The organism is Streptomyces sp. NPDC048290 (assembly GCF_040652095.1).
In the GTDB taxonomy this organism is placed as follows: domain Bacteria; phylum Actinomycetota; class Actinomycetes; order Streptomycetales; family Streptomycetaceae; genus Streptomyces.
The window spans coordinates 242,412-258,811 of the sequence record NZ_JBEZLM010000009.1 but is presented as its reverse complement, the minus strand read 5'-3'; the positions used below and the strand labels follow the sequence as shown (position 1 = coordinate 258,811).

15 protein-coding genes and 1 tRNA gene are annotated in these 16,400 nt (G+C 72.2%); 9 read left to right on the top strand and 7 right to left on the bottom strand.

What is annotated here, in order from left to right; genetic code table 11:
* Nucleotides 1-15 precede the first annotated feature (15 nt).
* On the top strand, nucleotides 16-192 hold the full coding sequence (locus AB0D49_RS18150) for a hypothetical protein (protein WP_362758180.1): 177 nt from the start codon (nucleotides 16-18) through the stop codon (nucleotides 190-192).
* Nucleotides 193-202: 10 nt separating this feature from the next.
* Here the strand turns inward: AB0D49_RS18150 and mscL are convergent, their stop codons facing one another.
* From mscL to AB0D49_RS18120, 6 genes are all read right to left on the bottom strand, one after another.
* Nucleotides 203-697 (bottom strand): large conductance mechanosensitive channel protein MscL, encoded by a 495-nt coding sequence (mscL, locus tag AB0D49_RS18145; protein ID WP_362758178.1) that lies wholly within the window; start codon nucleotides 695-697, stop codon nucleotides 203-205.
* A gap of 213 nt (nucleotides 698-910) precedes the next feature.
* Nucleotides 911-1,447: a hypothetical protein gene (locus AB0D49_RS18140; protein WP_362758176.1), complete on the bottom strand. Its 537-nt coding sequence runs from the start codon at nucleotides 1,445-1,447 to the stop codon at nucleotides 911-913.
* Nucleotides 1,448-1,702: 255 nt separating this feature from the next.
* Nucleotides 1,703-2,536: an S-methyl-5'-thioadenosine phosphorylase gene (locus tag AB0D49_RS18135; RefSeq protein WP_362758174.1), complete on the bottom strand. Its 834-nt coding sequence runs from the start codon at nucleotides 2,534-2,536 to the stop codon at nucleotides 1,703-1,705.
* 180 nt (nucleotides 2,537-2,716) lie between these two features.
* Nucleotides 2,717-3,070, bottom strand: coding sequence for an FmdB family zinc ribbon protein (locus AB0D49_RS18130; RefSeq protein ID WP_362758172.1), 354 nt, complete (start codon nucleotides 3,068-3,070; stop codon nucleotides 2,717-2,719).
* 67 nt (nucleotides 3,071-3,137) lie between these two features.
* Nucleotides 3,138-4,469: an MFS transporter gene (locus AB0D49_RS18125; protein ID WP_362758170.1), complete on the bottom strand. Its 1,332-nt coding sequence runs from the start codon at nucleotides 4,467-4,469 to the stop codon at nucleotides 3,138-3,140.
* 464 nt (nucleotides 4,470-4,933) lie between these two features.
* Nucleotides 4,934-6,508, bottom strand: coding sequence for a potassium/proton antiporter (locus AB0D49_RS18120; RefSeq protein WP_362758168.1), 1,575 nt, complete (start codon nucleotides 6,506-6,508; stop codon nucleotides 4,934-4,936).
* A 251-nt stretch (nucleotides 6,509-6,759) separates the two neighbouring features.
* Between AB0D49_RS18120 and AB0D49_RS18115 the strand changes: the two genes are divergently transcribed.
* Entirely contained in the window at nucleotides 6,760-9,618 is a 2,859-nt protein-coding gene (locus AB0D49_RS18115; protein WP_362758166.1) for a penicillin acylase family protein, read from the top strand.
* 130 nt (nucleotides 9,619-9,748) lie between these two features.
* Here the strand turns inward: AB0D49_RS18115 and AB0D49_RS18110 are convergent, their stop codons facing one another.
* On the bottom strand, nucleotides 9,749-10,363 hold the full coding sequence (locus AB0D49_RS18110; RefSeq protein WP_362758164.1) for a 5-formyltetrahydrofolate cyclo-ligase: 615 nt from the start codon (nucleotides 10,361-10,363) through the stop codon (nucleotides 9,749-9,751).
* A 93-nt stretch (nucleotides 10,364-10,456) separates the two neighbouring features.
* Here AB0D49_RS18110 and galU point away from each other — a divergent pair, with 93 nt between their 5' ends.
* The 7 genes from galU to AB0D49_RS18075 all read left to right on the top strand — a co-directional run bounded on the left by galU (nucleotide 10,457) and on the right by AB0D49_RS18075 (nucleotide 16,365).
* Complete coding sequence (galU, locus tag AB0D49_RS18105) at nucleotides 10,457-11,359, top strand: UTP--glucose-1-phosphate uridylyltransferase GalU (protein WP_362758162.1); 903 nt, start codon at nucleotides 10,457-10,459, stop codon at nucleotides 11,357-11,359.
* A 4-nt stretch (nucleotides 11,360-11,363) separates the two neighbouring features.
* Complete coding sequence (gene glp / locus AB0D49_RS18100) at nucleotides 11,364-12,686, top strand: gephyrin-like molybdotransferase Glp (RefSeq protein ID WP_362758160.1); 1,323 nt, start codon at nucleotides 11,364-11,366, stop codon at nucleotides 12,684-12,686.
* A gap of 80 nt (nucleotides 12,687-12,766) precedes the next feature.
* Nucleotides 12,767-13,246, top strand: coding sequence for a cyclic pyranopterin monophosphate synthase MoaC (gene moaC / locus AB0D49_RS18095; protein WP_362758158.1), 480 nt, complete (start codon nucleotides 12,767-12,769; stop codon nucleotides 13,244-13,246).
* The gene (locus AB0D49_RS18090) at nucleotides 13,243-13,899 is read left to right on the top strand and encodes a MogA/MoaB family molybdenum cofactor biosynthesis protein (protein ID WP_362758156.1); all 657 of its coding nucleotides are present in this window, start codon (nucleotides 13,243-13,245) and stop codon (nucleotides 13,897-13,899) included. The genes moaC and AB0D49_RS18090 overlap by 4 nt, the downstream gene beginning before the upstream one ends.
* A gap of 17 nt (nucleotides 13,900-13,916) precedes the next feature.
* On the top strand, nucleotides 13,917-14,594 hold the full coding sequence (locus AB0D49_RS18085; protein ID WP_362758154.1) for a GNAT family protein: 678 nt from the start codon (nucleotides 13,917-13,919) through the stop codon (nucleotides 14,592-14,594).
* 221 nt (nucleotides 14,595-14,815) lie between these two features.
* Nucleotides 14,816-16,219: a gephyrin-like molybdotransferase receptor GlpR gene (gene glpR / locus AB0D49_RS18080; RefSeq protein WP_362758152.1), complete on the top strand. Its 1,404-nt coding sequence runs from the start codon at nucleotides 14,816-14,818 to the stop codon at nucleotides 16,217-16,219.
* A gap of 72 nt (nucleotides 16,220-16,291) precedes the next feature.
* A tRNA-Ala gene (locus AB0D49_RS18075) sits at nucleotides 16,292-16,365 on the top strand.
* Nucleotides 16,366-16,400 lie beyond the last annotated feature (35 nt).

The window sequence follows — 16,400 nt, the reverse complement described above, 5'->3', positions numbered from 1 at the left end:
CCGTACGCTGGAGACATGACCACCGCCTCCGACCCCGAGCCGCGCGCCCCCAGGCCCGCGCTGATCTTCGACGATCCGCTGGACGCCCAGTCCTCGGACGACACGGACCGTGGCTGGGGCGACCGGCCCGCCCCGGAGAGCGCCGACGACCTCAAGCGCTTCCTCGACGAGAAGCCGCCCCACCACCTGTGAACGACCCGCGCTAGCGCTCGTCCGGCCCGGACCCCGGGCCCTGCCCCTGCGCGCGCTGGGCGAGCAGCGTGTCCCGGATCTCCTTCAGCACCTCCAGCTCGGTCACCTCGATGACCTCCTGTGTGCCTTCCTTCGCCTTGCGGCGGGCCTCCACCCGGGCCAGATACTTGGCCATCGGCAGGACCATCAGGAAGTAGACCACCGCCGCCGTGATCACAAAGCTGAGCGCGGCGCCCAGCACCGAACCCCAGAGGATCATCACACCGCTGGTGACCGTGCCGTCGGCGGCCTTCTCGCACGGACCCTTCAGACAGGAGCTGTAGCTGTCCAGGTTCTGTGTGCCGATCGCCCCGATCAGCGGGTTGATGACGCCCTTCACCACCGAGTTGACGACGCTGGTGAAGGCGGCGCCGATGACCACCGCTACTGCCAGATCGACGACGTTCCCGCGCGTCAGGAAGGCTTTGAAGCCATCCCACGCACTTGGTTCCTTCTTCTCGCTCACCTCGGAGCCTTCCTTCATCCATGCGGGGAGTACTGGAACAGACCGGTCCGCAACCTACGTCAGGGCGCGGCCATTCTGCCCAATCGCTTCCCTCGAACGAGGGACTTGACAGTGGGGGAAGAGGTGTTCGAGGGCGGGATGGGGGTGGCGGGGGTCGATTGAGTGGTTTCGGGAGGCTTGGCCAGCTCGCCCTGTTCAGCTCATTGACCCAGGTCAGCCCGTTCGGCCCGGTCCGCACAGCGTCACCGCCAGCCGGCCCGTCGTGCTCGCGTCCACCAGCCGTACGGCCGTGGCGCGCGGGACCGACAGCACCACCAGCGCCCCGTCGTCCACAGCCTCGTCCACCGGCTCCGGCACCTCGGTCACTAGCGCGCCCCGCGCCACCACCCGGGCGTCCCCATCGGCACTCGGCTCCCGCGCGGCGACCACATCGACGCGGTCACCGGGGCGCAGCAGCCGGACCGTGGCCGCGTCGGCGATCCGCACGGGCGCGGTCACCTTCTCGTCGGGCTCCTGCCGGACGGCCTTCCGCTCACCGGCGTGCGGCCCGACCGCCGGATGCCCCCGCGCCCGTCCGTCGAGTCCGTCAGCCCGGTCGCCCCCGGCGTCCGCCGGTGCGCGCGGGCCGAGCGTGACCAGGGCGGCGGCCATGACCGCGAGACCGGCCGCGAGCACCCGCCGCCACCGCCGTACCAGCCGCCAGGCCCCGTACCGCAGCCCGCGCACCCGCACGGGCGGGAACGGCGGCACGGAGCGCGGGGGTGGCACATCGCTGCCGGGCGGGCACGGGTCGACGCCGGAGAAGTAGGGGGAGGAAGGCGAAGGGAATGAGGGGTCGGGAGGAGGGAACGTCACGGGGATCACCGCCAGTGGAGGAATCGGCTGATGAGCCCACGATGAGGCTTCTCGCCGACCCCCGCCGAGGCCCGTGTCCTACTCCCCGGTTGTGGACAACTCCGCCACCCGAACGAGGAGTTCCGCCTTCCCCCTCCGGAGCCCCGCCCTCTACGGCAGCGTGATCCCCGGGTCCGCCCCGCCGAGCGCGTTCGCGCACAGACAGTCCCGGTCGTCGTTGGACGGCAGCGCCGCCACCGTGTCGAAGAGCACGTCCCGCAGCCGGTCGACGTTGGCCGCGAACACCCTGAGCACCTCGTCGTGCGAGACGCCCTCGCCGGTCTCCGCGCCCGCGTCCAGATCGGTGACCAGGGTGAGCGAGGAGTAGCACAGCTCCAGCTCACGGGCGAGTGCCGCCTCCGGGTGGCCGGTCATACCGACCACGGACCAGCCCTGCGCCCGGTGCCACAGCGACTCGGCGCGGGTGGAGAACCGCGGTCCCTCGATCACGACCAGCGTTCCGCCGTCCACCACCTCCCAGTCCCGGCCGCGCGCCGCCTTGAGCGCCCCCGCGCGGCCGACCGGGCAGTACGGGTCGGCGAGGGAGACATGGACGACGTTCGGAACGGTCCCGTCCGGCAGGGGCAGTCCGTCGTAGTAGGTCTGGGGCCGTCCCTTCGTACGGTCCACCAGTTGGTCGGGGACCAGCAGGGTGCCGGGGCCGTACTCGGGGCGCAGACCGCCCACCGCGCACGGGCCGAGGACCTGGCGCACACCGAGCGAGCGCAGCGCCCAGAGGTTCGCGCGGTAGTTGATGCGGTGCGGCGGCAGATGGTGTCCGCGGCCGTGCCGGGGCAGGAAGGCGGCCCGCCGTCCGGCGATCTCGCCGAGGAAGAGGGAGTCGCTGGGCGGCCCGTAGGGGGTGTCGACCTGGACCTCGGTCACCTCGTCGAGGAACGAGTAGAAGCCGGAGCCGCCGATTACACCGATCTCTGCGTTCGCCATGCCCAGCACCCTAGCCGCAGGGCGGGCCGGGCGCGGCGGAGCCGGGATCAGCCCCCCAGGGCGGGGCTCCCCGGACCACCGGGAACGCGAAAACCCCGCCGTCGCTCAGGACAGCGGGGGACGCGGAGCGCGAAACGCGGCGGTCGGGCCGCGGAGCCACAGGTGCGGGGAGCGCCGAGGTCAGGCCGCGGAGCTGCTGGTGGAGGTGCCGGAGCCGCTCGACGACTTCGAGTCGGAGGACGAGGACGACGAGGACGACGTCGACGAGGCCGACGAAGACGACTTGGCGTCGGAGGACGACGGCTTGGAGTCCGAACCCGACGACGACTTCGACGCCGGAGCGCTGCTCGACGACGAGCCGCGGCTGTCGTTGCGGTAGAAGCCCGAGCCCTTGAAGACGATGCCTACCGCGGAGAACACCTTCTTGAGGCGGCCACCGCAGTTGGGGCACTCGGTCAGGGCGTCGTCGGTGAACTTCTGCACCGCCTCGAGGCCCTCGCCGCACTCGGTGCACTGGTACTGGTACGTCGGCACTGTCTTCCTCCTGGCACTCTCACTCGATGAGTGCTAACGACGGTCCATAGTGACGTATTCCTCGGGATCAGTCCACCGCCACCGGGGCGCGGTGACCCACGCCACGCGCCACCGTACGGCCCCGGGGGCGGGTCGCGAGCCGGGAGCGCAGGGACACGAGCGTCACCAGGGCGAGCACGGTGCCGCCCATCGGCACCAGGAACCCGGCGCCGTCCCAGAGGCGGTCCTCCAGCTGTCCGGCGACGGTGACGGCCGCCGCCTGGCCCAGCGCCACGGCGCCGGTCAGCCAGGTGAACGCCTCCGTGCGGGCACCGGCCGGAACCAGGCCGTCGACCAGGGTGTAGCCGGTGATCAGAGCGGGCGCGATGGACATGCCGACCAGCAGCCCGAGCCCGGCCAGGACCAGGACCGAATGCGCCGCCCACAGCCCCGACGCGGTGAGCGTGAGCGCCGCGTAGCCCACCAGGAGGCGGTGCTGCGGGGCGGACTTCCAGGCGATGGCACCGCAGGCGATACCGGCCAGCATGTTGCCCGCCGCGAAGACGCCGTACAGGACCCCGTTCAGGCCCGGCTCGCCGATCGACTCGGAGAACGCGGCCAGGGAGACCTGCATGCCGCCGAAGACCGACCCGATGCCCAGGAACGCCACGACCAGCACCCGTACGCCGGGCACACGCAGCGCCGAGCCGTGGGCCGCGCGCAGATGGCGGGCGGCCGACACCTGGGGCTGGCTCTTCTTCTGCGCGGCGAACAGCAGACCGCCGATCAGGGTGAGCGCGGCCTCGGTGAGCAGTCCGGCGGCGGGGTCGACGGTGGTGCACAGGGCGGTCGCCAGGAGCGGGCCCACGACGAAGGTCAGCTCGTCCGTGACGGACTCGAAGGCGGCGGCGGTGCTCATCAGCGGGGTGCCCTGGAGCCGGGCGGCCCAGCGGGCGCGCACCATGGGGCCGATCTGCGGCACCGAGGCGCCGGTGGGGACGGCCGCCGCGAACAGCGCCCACAGGGGGGCGTCCGCGAGCGCCAGCGCGGTCAGGGCGAGGCCCGACAGGGTGTGCGTGAGGACGCCGGGGAGCAGGACCGCGCCCTGCCCGTAGCGGTCGGCGAGACGGCCCGTGAGGGGTGCGAACAGCGCCATGGACACGCCGGTGACGGCCGCGACGGCGCCCGCAGCGCCGTAGGAGCCGGTGGTGTGCTGCACCAGCAGCACGATGGAGATGGTGAGCATCGCGAACGGCTGCCGGGCGGCGAAGCCGGGGAGCAGGAACGTCCAGGCGCCCTTGGTGCGCAGCAGCCGCCCGTAACCCGGGCGGGAAAGCTCCGGCGAGTCCGCCGGTGCCGCGGGGGTCCCCGGGGTCTCGGGCGGGTTGCCGGACGGTTCGCTGGTGACCGCGGAATCCACGGCCCCGTGCCTTTCTGCCGCCTGGTAGCGCGCCCGTGCGGGGGCGCCGAGAGCTGTCCTCTTGCGCGGAACTGCGGTAGATACCGGCATCCACTGCGAGGTGCGTCCCGGCCGCCATACGGTCGCGCCAGCTCTGCGTCAGGCAGAGTCGGTTCGATCAGGTCCGCCCCAATCGTACAAGGGCTCCCGTACAAGGGCTCCCGTGTCGAGTTGGCGTTCGCGCGTCCCCGCGCCCACGTCCCGCGCCCACGTCCCGCTCATGCGGCCCGCCTATAGGGCCGATATAGGGCCTGCCCATAAGGCCGATACAGGGCCCGCCTACAAGGCCGACATGAGGCCGAAGGCCGATGCAGGGTCCTGCCTATAGGGCCTGCCTATAGGTCCTGCCTAAATCGGCCGCCCGGCATCCCCACCGGCACACCCCCACCGGCACACACCCCACCGGCCCCACCGACAAGCACCCCCTACCGCCGCCGCACCCCCGTAGCCCCCGACCCGGAACCGGGCCCGGAACCGGGCCGCCCCCTCCCGTTCGGCCCCAGCCACCCCGCCAGCTTGCCGCCGTGACCGACCGCGCGGAGCCGCGCCTCGGCCGCGTCGCGGACCGGGTCCGTGGTGACCACGAGAAGTTCGTCACCCCGCCGCAGCACCGTGGTGGGCAGCGGAACGAACGATTTTCCTTCCCGGACGACGAGCGTGACCGCGGCGCCCGCCGGGAGCCGGAGTTCGTTGATCTCGACGCCGTGCATACGGGACCCGTCCGGGATCGCGACCGACAGCAGGTGGCCGCGCAGCCGCTCCAGGGGCGCCGATTCGATGCCGAGGTCGGCCGCCTCGTCGCCCTTGCCGAGCCGGAGCACACGGGCGAGCCAGGGCAGGGTGGGCCCCTGGACCAGGGTGTAGACGACGACCAGGACGAAGACGATGTTGAAGATGGTGCGGCTGCCCTCGACGCCGTTCACCATCGGGATGGTCGCCAGGATGATGGGGACCGCGCCGCGCAGCCCGGCCCAGGACATGAGTGCCTGCTCCGGCCAGGGCACCCGGAACGGCACCAGGCACAGCACCACGCTGAGCGGACGCGCCACCATGGTCAGCACCAGCCCGATGACCAGCGCGGGGATGATGTCGTCGCCCAGTTCGTGCGGCGTGACCAGCAGACCGAGCAGCACGAACATGCCGATCTGGGCGATCCAGCCGAGCCCGTCGGCGAACCCGCGGGTGGCGGGCGCGTGCGGCAGGCGGGCGTTGCCCAGCACCATGGCGGCGAGATAGACGGCGAGGAAGCCGCTGCCATGGGCCAGCGCACCGGCCGCGTAGGCGGTGACGGCGATGGCCATGACGGCGATCGGATAGAGACCGGACGCGGGCAGCGCCACATGCCGCAGTCCCCAGGCGCCCAGGAAGCCGACCGCGAGGCCGATGGCGGCGCCGATCGCCAGCTCCATCGCTATCGTGCCCAGCAGTACGTACCAGTGGTCGATGGGTCCGGCGGTGGAGAAGGCGACGACCAGGATGACCACCGGGGCGTCGTTGAAGCCGGACTCGGCCTCCAGGGTGCCGGTCACCCGCGCGGGCAGCGGGATCCGGCGCAGCACGGAGAACACCGCCGCCGCGTCCGTGGAGGACACCACGGCCCCGATGATCAGCGCCTGCCGCCACTCCAGCCCGACCAGGTAGTGCGCGGCCGCCGCCGTGACCCCGACGCTCACCGCGACCCCGGCCAGCGCCAGCGCGGACGCCGCGGGCAGGGCCGGTTTGATCTCCTTCCACTTCGTGCCGAGCCCGCCCTCGGCCAGGATCACGACCAGGGCCGCGTATCCGATGACCTGGGTCAGTGCGGCGTTGTCGAATTGGATGTCGCCGATGCCGTCCTGGCCCATCGCGATGCCGATGCCCAGGTACACGAGCAGGCTGGGGAGCCCGCTGCGCGAGGAGATCCGGACCGCGGCGACGGCGACGAGCAGGACGAGCGAGCAGACGAGCAGGAGTTCGTTGAGGTCGTGGACAGTCAGCGGCCGTTCCCTTCCCTGGCCCACGCGCGCTCCCCGCGCATGAGCAGTCACCTACATCGGACACGAGGCTCCGCGCCGCGTATCCCAACTACTTCGTTACCTTACCTAACTCTTGACGCTTTCTTGACGCGGCTACCCTGCAAGATCGAACGCTCGTGCGCGCCGGTTCACCGGTCCGCGTCAAGTGCCCTCAGGCCCTGCGCCTATGGTTGCTCCAGCGCTCAGTCAAAAGCACAGCCCGCCCTGCCGCTCGCGTGAGGACAGCAAGGACAGCGATGCCCCCCAACACCACCGCCACCACGGGTCGCAAGCCCGGCACAGCCGGCAGGAAGAAGGGACGCAGGGCGAAGCTGATCGTGCTGGTCCTGGTGCTGGCGATCGTCGGCGGCCTCGCCTACGGGGCGTACTGGACCATCAGCACCGTGCGCGCCTCGTTCCCGCAGACCACCGGCGAGATCACGCTGGACGGTCTCTCCGGCCCGGTGGAGGTCCGGCGCGACGGCAACGGCATCCCGCAGATCTACGCCGACTCCGACGCCGACCTGTTCATGGCCCAGGGCTTCGTCCAGGCGCAGGACCGCTTCTACGAGATGGACGTGCGCCGCCATCTGACCTCGGGGCGCCTGTCGGAGATGTTCGGCGAGAGCCAGGTCGACAACGACGCCTTCCTGCGCACGCTCGGCTGGGACCGGGTGGCGAAGGAGGAGTACGACTCCACGCTGACCGACGAGACGAAGAAGTACCTCCAGTCCTACGCCAAGGGGGTCAACGCCTACCTCGCGGGCAAGGACGGCGCGGACATCTCGCTGGAGTACGCGGCGCTCGGCTTCACCAACGACTACACGCCCGGCAAGTGGACCCCGGTCGACTCGCTGGCCTGGCTGAAGGCGATGGCCTGGGACCTGCGCGGCAACATGCAGGACGAGATCGACCGGGCGCTGATGACCAGCAGGCTGGGCCCGCAGCAGATCGCCGACCTGTATCCGCAGTACCCCTACGACCGCAATCAGGCGATCGTCCAGGAGGGCCGGTACGACGAGGAGACCGAGACCTTCGACGGCGGTGACGACGGCGCCACCACTGGCGACGGCAGCGGCACGGAGACGGGCTCCGACGGCGGCGGCACCGGTCTGACCGACCCCGCCACCGGCCTCGGCACGGGCGTCCAGGGCGGCTCCGGGGACCCCGTGGCCGCCGGGACCGGCACCGGGACCTCCGACGGCTCCTCGGCCCTCCAGACCCAGCTCTCCGGCCTCTACGACCTGCTGGAGAACGTGCCCGAGGCGGTCGGGGTCAACGGCAACGGCATCGGCTCCAACTCATGGGTCGTCGGCGGCGAGCACACCATCACCGGCAAGCCGCTGCTGGCCAACGACCCGCACCTGTCGGCGGCGCTGCCCTCCGTCTGGTACCAGATGGGCCTGCACTGCCGCGAGGTCTCCGAGAGCTGCCAGTACGACGTCAGCGGCTACACCTTCGCCGGGCTGCCCGGCGTGATCATCGGCCACAACCAGGACGTGTCCTGGGGCATGACCAACTCCGGCGTCGACGTCACCGACCTCTACCTCCAGAAGCTGACCGGCGACGGCTACCTCTACGACGGCAAGGTCAAGCCGTTCACCACCCGCGAGGAGACCATCGAGGTCGCCGGGGGCACGGCCAAGAAGATCGTGGTCCGCGAGACCAACAACGGCCCCCTGCTGTCCGACCGCGCGGACGAACTCGTCCAGGTCGGCAGGAAGGCCGGGGTCGACACCGCCGCCCCCGACCGCGGCGACGGCTACGGCGTCGCCCTGCGCTGGACCGCGCTCGACCCGGGCACCTCCATGGACGCCGTCTTCGCGATGAACAAGGCGGCCGACTGGGAGGACTTCCGCGCGGCGGCGGCCCTGTTCGAGGTGCCCTCGCAGAACCTCGTCTACGCGGACACCGACAACCACATCGGCTACACCCTGCCCGGGAAGATCCCCACCCGCGCGGAGGGCGTCGACGGCTCGGTCCCGCAGCCGGGCTGGGACAAGAAGTACGAGTGGACCGGCTTCGTGCCCCAGGACGAACTCCCCTACGAGTACGACCCCGAGCGCGGCTATGTCGTCACCGCCAACCAGGCCGTCGTCGACGAGGACGACTACCCGCACACGCTCACCACGGACTGGGGCTACGGCACCCGCAGCCAGCGCATCACCGACCTGATCGAGTCCAAGATCAAGGGCGGTGGCAAGGTCTCCACCGACGACATGCGCCAGATGCAACTGGACAACAGCAGCGAGATCGCCCGGCTGCTGGTGCCGGTACTGCTGAAGATCGACGTGGGCGACAAGGACGTCCGCGAGGCGCAGAAGCTGCTGGAGGGCTGGGACTACACCCAGGACGCCGACTCGGCGGCGGCGGCCTACTTCAACTCGGTGTGGCGCAACATCCTCAAGCTCGCCTTCGGCAACAAGCTGCCCAAGGAGCTGCGGGTCACCGGACAGTGCCTGTGGGTCGACCCGGTCGCCAACACCGGTCCCGTGGACGACGAGACCAAGGTCCGCGAGTGCGGACGGCGCGACGCCGACCAGGCACAGCCCGACGGCGGCGACCGCTGGTTCGAGGTGGTCCGCAATCTGATGGACGACCAGGACAGCGACTGGTGGACCACGCCGGAGTCGGGCAACGGCCGCCCGGCCGCCGAGAGCGACCGTGACGACCTGTTCAAGCGGGCCATGATCGACGCCCGCTGGGAGCTGACGGCCCAGCTCGGCAAGGACATCGACACCTGGAGCTGGGGGCGGCTGCACCGGCTGTTCCTGAAGAACCAGACCCTGGGCACCGAGGGCCCCGGCTTCCTCCAGTACGCCCTCAACCGCGGCCCCTGGAAGCTCGGCGGCGGCGAGGGCACCGTCAACGCCACCGGCTGGAACGCGGCGGGCGGCTACGGCGTGATCTGGGTGCCGTCGATGCGGATGGTGGTCAACCTCGACGACCTCGACAAGTCGAAGTGGATCAACCTCACCGGCGCCTCCGGACACGCCTACAACCCGCACTACACCGACCAGACCCAGAAGTGGGCCGACGGGGAACTGCTGGACTGGGCGTTCACCGAGCAGGCGGTCGAGGACGCCACCAGCGACACGCTGGTCCTGAAGCCCTGAGCGGCCTCCTGTAGGACGGTGTTCCGGAGGGCCCCCGCACGTGCCGCGTGCGGGGGCCCTCCGGCGTCCGGCGGGGCTGTCGGGTCCGGCCCTCAGACGTCCGGCGGCGGGTCCGGCGCGTCCGGCCGGATCAGCCGAAGCGGCGTACGCCCGACGGAGTGACGGCCGCGTGCACCGGCCGGTCGTGCGGCTCGGTGGGGACGTGCTCCAGGACCTCCGTGTCGTACAGCAGCACCACCAGGGCGGGACGGGCCCCCGCGCGGTCCAGCCGGGCCAGGACCCGGTCGTAGGAGCCGCCTCCGCGTCCCAGACGCGTCCCGTGCGTGTCGACCGCGAGACCGGGCAGCAGCACCACGTCCGCGTCCGTCACCGCGTCCGGGCCGAGCGGCGCGCCGGACGGCTCGAACAGGGTCATCCGCCCGCCGCGCCGCACCCGCGCGAGGGAGCCCTCGCCGTCGTAGGCGCCCCAGTCCAGGTCGTTGTCCGGCAGCAGCACCGGCAGCAGGACCCGCACGCCCCGCGCCCGGAGCGCGTCCAGCAGGGCGATGGTGCCGGGCTCGCTGCCCACGGAGACGTACGCCGCCACCGTGCCCGCCCGCGCCAGCTCGGGCAGTTCCAGCGCCCGCGCGGCCAGCGTCCGCCCCGTCTCCCGGACGACATCTCCCGGCAACCCTTCCCTCACCGTGAGGATCTGCCGTCGCAACGTCCGTTTGTCAGGGTCAGGCGTACGTTCGATGTGATTCACTCTTGCTCCCGTACCGTATTAATTGTGCTCATATGAGAGCCAATTAACCGGAGCCACAGATTCATCTCAAAGGCACCGGATAGGGTTGCCGACATGACTCAGTCGCACCCCAGGATCAGCAAGGCTGTCATCCCCGCAGCAGGTCTGGGCACCCGGTTCCTGCCGGCCACCAAGGCCACTCCCAAGGAGATGCTGCCGGTGGTGGACAAGCCGGCGATCCAGTACGTGGTCGAGGAGGCCGTCGCCGCCGGTCTGGACGACGTCCTCATGGTCACGGGGCGCAACAAGCGCCCCCTGGAGGACCACTTCGACCGCAACTACGAACTTGAGTCCGCGCTCGGCAAGAAGGGCGACGCCGCCCGCCTCGCCAAGGTCCAGGAGTCCAGCGACCTCGCCACCATGCACTACGTCCGCCAGGGCGACCCCAAGGGCCTCGGCCACGCCGTGCTGTGCGCCGCCCCGCACGTCGGCGACGAACCCTTCGCCGTCCTCCTCGGCGACGACCTGATCGACCCCCGCGACCCCCTCCTCCAGCGCATGATCGACGTCCGCGCGCAGCACGGCGGCAGCGTCGTCGCCCTCATGGAGGTCGCCCCCGAACAGATCCACCTCTACGGCTGCGCGGCCGTCGACGCCACCGACGAGGGCGATGTCGTCAAGGTCCACGACCTGGTCGAGAAGCCCGCCGTGGCGGACGCCCCGTCCCACTACGCCATCATCGGCCGGTACGTCCTCGACCCCCATGTCTTCGGGATACTGCGCCAGACCGAGCCCGGCCGCGGCGGCGAGATCCAGCTCACCGACGCCCTCCAGCAGCTCGCCCAGGACGAGAAGGTCGGCGGCCCGGTGCACGGCGTCGTCTTCAAGGGCCGCCGCTATGACACCGGCGACCGCGGCGACTACCTGCGTGCCATTGTCAGACTCGCGTGCGAACGTGAAGATCTGGGACCGGACTTCCGGACCTGGCTCCGCAGTTACGTCACCGAGGAGATGTAGCCCCTTGAGCACCGCCGCGCCCCGCCCCGCCGGCCAGGACCACCTCTGGTCGGTGGACGAGCACCTGGAGGACATCCTCGCCACGGTCCGCCCGCTCGACCCCATCGAGTTGCAGCTCCTCGACGCCCAGGGCTGCGTCCTGGTCGACGACATCACCGTCCCGGTGTCGCTGCCGCCGTTCGACAACAGCTCGATGGACGGGTACGCGGTCAGGGTCGCGGATGTCGCGGGCGCGAGCGAGGAGTTCCCCGCCGTCCTGGAGGTCGTCGGCGATGTCGCCGCGGGCCAGGCCGACCTGCTCACCGTCGGCGCGGGCCAGGCCGCCCGCATCATGACCGGCGCCCCGCTGCCGCCCGGCGCCGAGGCCGTCGTCCCCGTCGAGTGGACCGACGGCGGACTCGGCGGCGGCCCCGTCACCGGGATGCGCGCCCGCAGCCTCGCCCCCGAGGGCGCCACCGGCCAGGTCTTCGTCCACCGCGCCGCCGAACCCCGCGCACATGTCCGGGCCAAGGGCAGCGACGTGAAGGCCGGAGAGCGCGCCCTGGAGGCCGGTACGGTCCTCGGACCGCCGCAGATCGCCCTGCTCGCCGCCATCGGCCGCGGCAGCGTCCGGGTCCGCCCCCGCCCGCGCGTGGTCGTGATGTCCACCGGCAGCGAACTCGTCCAGCCCGGCGAACAGCTCGCCGAGGGGCAGATCTACGACTCCAACAGCTTCGCCCTCACCGCCGCCGCGCGGGACGCCGGAGCCATCGCCTACCGCGTCGGCGCGGTCGCCGACGACGCCGAGACCCTGCGCACCACCATCGAGGACCAGCTCGTCCGCGCCGACCTCATGGTCACCACCGGCGGAGTCAGCGTCGGCGCCTACGACGTCGTCAAGGAAGCCCTGTCCCATGTGGCCGACGAGGACGAGGCGGGCAGCGGCATCGACTTCCGCAAGCTCGCCATGCAGCCCGGCAAGCCCCAGGGCTTCGGCTCCATCGGCCCCGACCACACCCCGCTGCTCGCCCTCCCCGGCAACCCCGTCTCCTCCTACGTCTCCTTCGAACTGTTCGTCCGGCCCGCGATCCGCACCCTCATGGGCCTCCCCGACGTCCACCGGCCCCGCGTCCGCGCGGAACTCACCGCCCCCAAGGCACTGACCTCGCCCCAGGGACGCCGGCAGTTCCTGCGCGCCACCCACACCGACGGGACCGTGACCCCGGTCGGCGGAGCCGGGTCCCACCTGATCGCCGCCCTCGCCCACGCGGACGCCCTGATCGTCGTCCCCGAGGACGTCGAGACCGTCCCGCCGGGCACACAGGTCGAGGTGGTCCTGCTCGGCTGAATCGCCCCCGGTGGGGGTACCGTGTCGCGCACGACAGGCCCGTACGGCGCGGCGGGCCCGGACCGGGAGCGCGACACACCATGAGCACGCAGCACCGACTCACCCACCTCGACGACTCGGGCGCGGCCCGCATGGTCGACGTCTCGGACAAGGCCGTGACGGCCCGCACGGCACGCGCGAGCGGGCGCGTCCTGGTCTCGCCCCGGGTGGTCGAGCTGCTGCGCGGTGAGGGCGTGCCCAAGGGCGACGCGCTCGCCACCGCGCGGATCGCGGGCATCATGGGCGCCAAACGCACCCCCGACCTGATCCCGCTGTGCCACCCGCTGGCGGTCTCAGGTGTGAGACTGGACCTGTCGGTGGCCGACGACGCCGTGGAGATCACCGCCACGGTGCGGACCACGGACCGCACGGGCGTCGAGATGGAGGCCCTCACCGCGGTCTCCGTCGCCGCGCTCACCGTGATCGACATGGTCAAGGCGGTCGACAAGGGAGCGGTCATCACCGACGTACGGGTCGAGGAGAAGACGGGCGGCAAGTCCGGCGACTGGAGCCGGTCATGAGCGCCGGGGACACGCCCGGCCCCGCGTACCGGGCCCTGGTCGTCACCGCGTCCAACCGGGCCGCCGCCGGGGTCTACGAGGACAAGGGCGGCCCCCTGGTCGCCGAGGGCCTCACCGCCTTCGGGTTCCGCGTCGACGGCCCCCGGGTGGTGCCGGACGGCGACCCGGTGGAGGCCGCCCTGCGCGCGGGCGTCGGCGCCGGGTACGACGTGATCGTCACCACCGGCGGCACCGGCGTCTCGCCCACCGACCACACCCCGGAGGCCACCCGCGCGGTCCTCGACCACGAGGTGCCCGGCATCCCGGAGGCGATCCGCGCGTACGGCCGCGACAAGGTCCCCACCGCCGCCCTCTCCCGCGGACTGGCCGGCGTCGCGGGCACCACCCTGATCGTCAACCTGCCCGGCTCGACCGGCGGCGTACGGGACGGCCTCGCCGTCCTGGAGCCCCTGCTGCGACACGCCGTGGACCAGCTCCGCGGCGGCGACCATGTACGGCCGACAGCGGACCGCGCCATGGAGCCCGCCCCAGGGACCGCGGTGGACCCCGTCGCACACCCCGCCGAGGACCGCGCCATGGAGCCCGGCCCGGAGCCCGCCGTGGACCGCGCGGTGGCCGACGACGGATCGAGACGCCCCGGGGGTGCCCGCTGAACAGTCCGTCATGGCCGGTGGAGCTGGTCGACGGCGATGTCGTCCTCCGGCCGATAAAGCTGCGCGACCAGCGGGCCTGGCGTGAGGTCAACCGCCGCAACCGCGACTGGCTGCGCCCCTGGGAGGCGACCATCCCGCCGCCCACCCCCGGCGGCCCCCTCACCCACCGCCCCACCTACCGCCAGATGGTCCGCCATCTGCGCGCCGAGGCCGCCGCCGGGCGGATGCTGCCGTTCGTCATCGAGTACCAGGGGCGCCTGGTGGGGCAGTTGACCGTCGCGGGTATCACCTGGGGCTCCATGTGCTCCGGGCACATCGGCTACTGGGTCGATCAGTCGGTGGCCGGACGCGGGGTGATGCCGACCTCCGTGGCGCTGGTCGTCGACCACTGTTTCCGCACCATCGGACTGCACCGCATCGAGGTCTGCATTCGCCCCGAGAACGGACCGAGCCGCCGGGTCGTGGAGAAACTCGGATTCCGTGAGGAGGGCCTGCGCCCGCGTTATCTCCACATCGACGGCGCCTGGCGCGACCACCTCGTCTTCGCGCTCACCGCCGAGGAAGTCCCCGAAGGGCTCCTCGCCCGCTGGCAGCGCTCCCGCGCCGAGCCCGCCTCGCACGACCAGCACAGCACGCCCCCGGAGCGCCCGAGCCGGCCCTGGGACCGGCAGAACACTCCGGGGAATCCGCCATGACCCGGGAAATTGAATAAGTGTTCGAAATAAACAGGCCGCGGCATCGGACGCGGACCGTACTGGGGATCGCCCCGGGGTTTGCCGCCGACCGCTGAATTCACGGTCCCCGCGACCTGCTGATCGCACTGGTCACAAAAAAAGTTCGAAATATCAGCCAGATCGTGCGACACACCGGCCCAATTGGCGGATGGCCTCACACAAACCCCTCTACCGTGTGAGGCGTGAGCAGCAGCGGCCTCATCTACGCAGTCATTGTCGGGGCCTGGGCCGCCTACTTGGTGCCTATGTGGCTCCGTAGGCAGGACGAGCTGAACGAGGCCCGTCCGACGGAACGCTTCAGCACCGCCATCCGGCTTCTGTCCGGCCGGGCGGGCATGGAGCGCCGTTACGCCAAGGACCTGCGGACCCGCTCGGCCGACGAGGCGGAGCCGGGAACCGACCCGGGCGTCACCAACTCGGTGGACGTCCGGGCCTTCGCCATGCCCCCGACCGCCCCGCAGGCGCGCGGCGCCGGGCGCGCCTCCGCCGCCGAGAGCGCCGGACCGGCGCGCGTCCACGCGGACGCACCGGTGCCGGGCGCCGGGCGGAACGGCTCCGGGCGCGGCAACGGAGCCGGTACCGGCGCCGCCCACGGCCGCGCCGCCACACCGCAGCAGGCGCCCGCGCCCCAGCAGGCCGCCACGCCCAAGCAGGCCCCCGCGCCCGCCCAGGCGCAGCGCCAGGCCGCGCCCGCCCAGCCGCAGCGCCAGGCCGCGCAGCGCCACGCTCAGCCCCAGCACCACGCCCAGCCCCCGGCCGCAGCCGCCCGCCGGGTCGTCCCGCGTGCCCGCCGCACCCCCGGCTCCGAGGCCGCCGCGGCCCGCGCCCGGCGCTCGAAGGTGCTCGCCCGCCGCCGCCGTACCACCGTCGTCCTCTTCCTCGCCTTCACGCTGGGCGCGATCGTCGCGGCCGTCGGGGGGCTCACCTTCCTGTGGGCGCCCGGTGTGCCCGCGGTGCTGCTCAGCGCGTACATCGCCTATCTGCGCTCCCAGGAGCGCCGCCGGTTCGCGTACCAGATGGACCGGCGCATGGCCGAGGCCGCCGCGCAGCGGCTGCGGGAGCGGGAGCGGCTGCCGCGCCGGGCCGCCGCCACGGCCACGGCCGCCGACAGCGACGAGCCGGAGGCCGACCCAGAGCCGGAGACCGACCCCGGGCTCTCGGCGCTCGCGGCGGACCGCCGGGCGCTGGTGGAGCAGACCGACCACGCCGAGTGGGTCGACCAGCAGCGGGAGCGGCAGCGCGGGCCGGGGCACGGGGAGAGCTGGGACCCGGTGCCGGTGCCGCTGCCGACGTATGTGACGGCTCCGGTCGCCCCGCGCGCCACCAGCGATGTCGATCTCGGCGCGCCCGACGCGTGGAGCTCGGCCCGCTCCAGCTCCGTAGCCCGCGACCAGGAGCCCGCCGAGGAGCCGTACGAGGAGCCGCACGAGGAGGCGCCGGCCGCCCCGGCGGAGGACCGGGCTGAGGACGACGGCCGCAGCGACGCCCGCCGCGCCGCGTCCGCCCGCCGGGCCCGCGAGCGGGGCCGGACCCCCCTGTTCGACCAGTACGAGGACGGCGACCGGCCCCGCGCGGCCAACGAATAGCGGCCCCGTCGGCCGCCCCGGAACGGATTTCCGAGCACGGCGATCGGGGTGCTAAGGTTTCACTCGTTGCAAGGGCCTGTGGCGCAGTCCGGTAGCGCACCTCGTTCGCATCGAGGGGGTCTGGGGTTCAAATCCCCACAGGTCCACCGCACATTGACGAAGGTCCCAACCGATCAGATCG

What these genes read in the sequence shown, in the direction of transcription:
- AB0D49_RS18090 (WP_362758156.1), top strand. Translation starts at nt 13,243, where the DNA reads ATGAGCGCCGGGGACACGCCCGGCCCCGCGTACCGGGCCCTGGTCGTC.
- AB0D49_RS18150 (WP_362758180.1), top strand. Translation starts at nt 16, where the DNA reads ATGACCACCGCCTCCGACCCCGAGCCGCGCGCCCCCAGGCCCGCGCTG.
- AB0D49_RS18115 (WP_362758166.1), top strand. Translation starts at nt 6,760, where the DNA reads ATGCCCCCCAACACCACCGCCACCACGGGTCGCAAGCCCGGCACAGCC.
- galU (WP_362758162.1), top strand. Translation starts at nt 10,457, where the DNA reads ATGACTCAGTCGCACCCCAGGATCAGCAAGGCTGTCATCCCCGCAGCA.
- AB0D49_RS18135 (WP_362758174.1), bottom strand. Translation starts at nt 2,536, where the DNA reads ATGGCGAACGCAGAGATCGGTGTAATCGGCGGCTCCGGCTTCTACTCG.
- moaC (WP_362758158.1), top strand. Translation starts at nt 12,767, where the DNA reads ATGAGCACGCAGCACCGACTCACCCACCTCGACGACTCGGGCGCGGCC.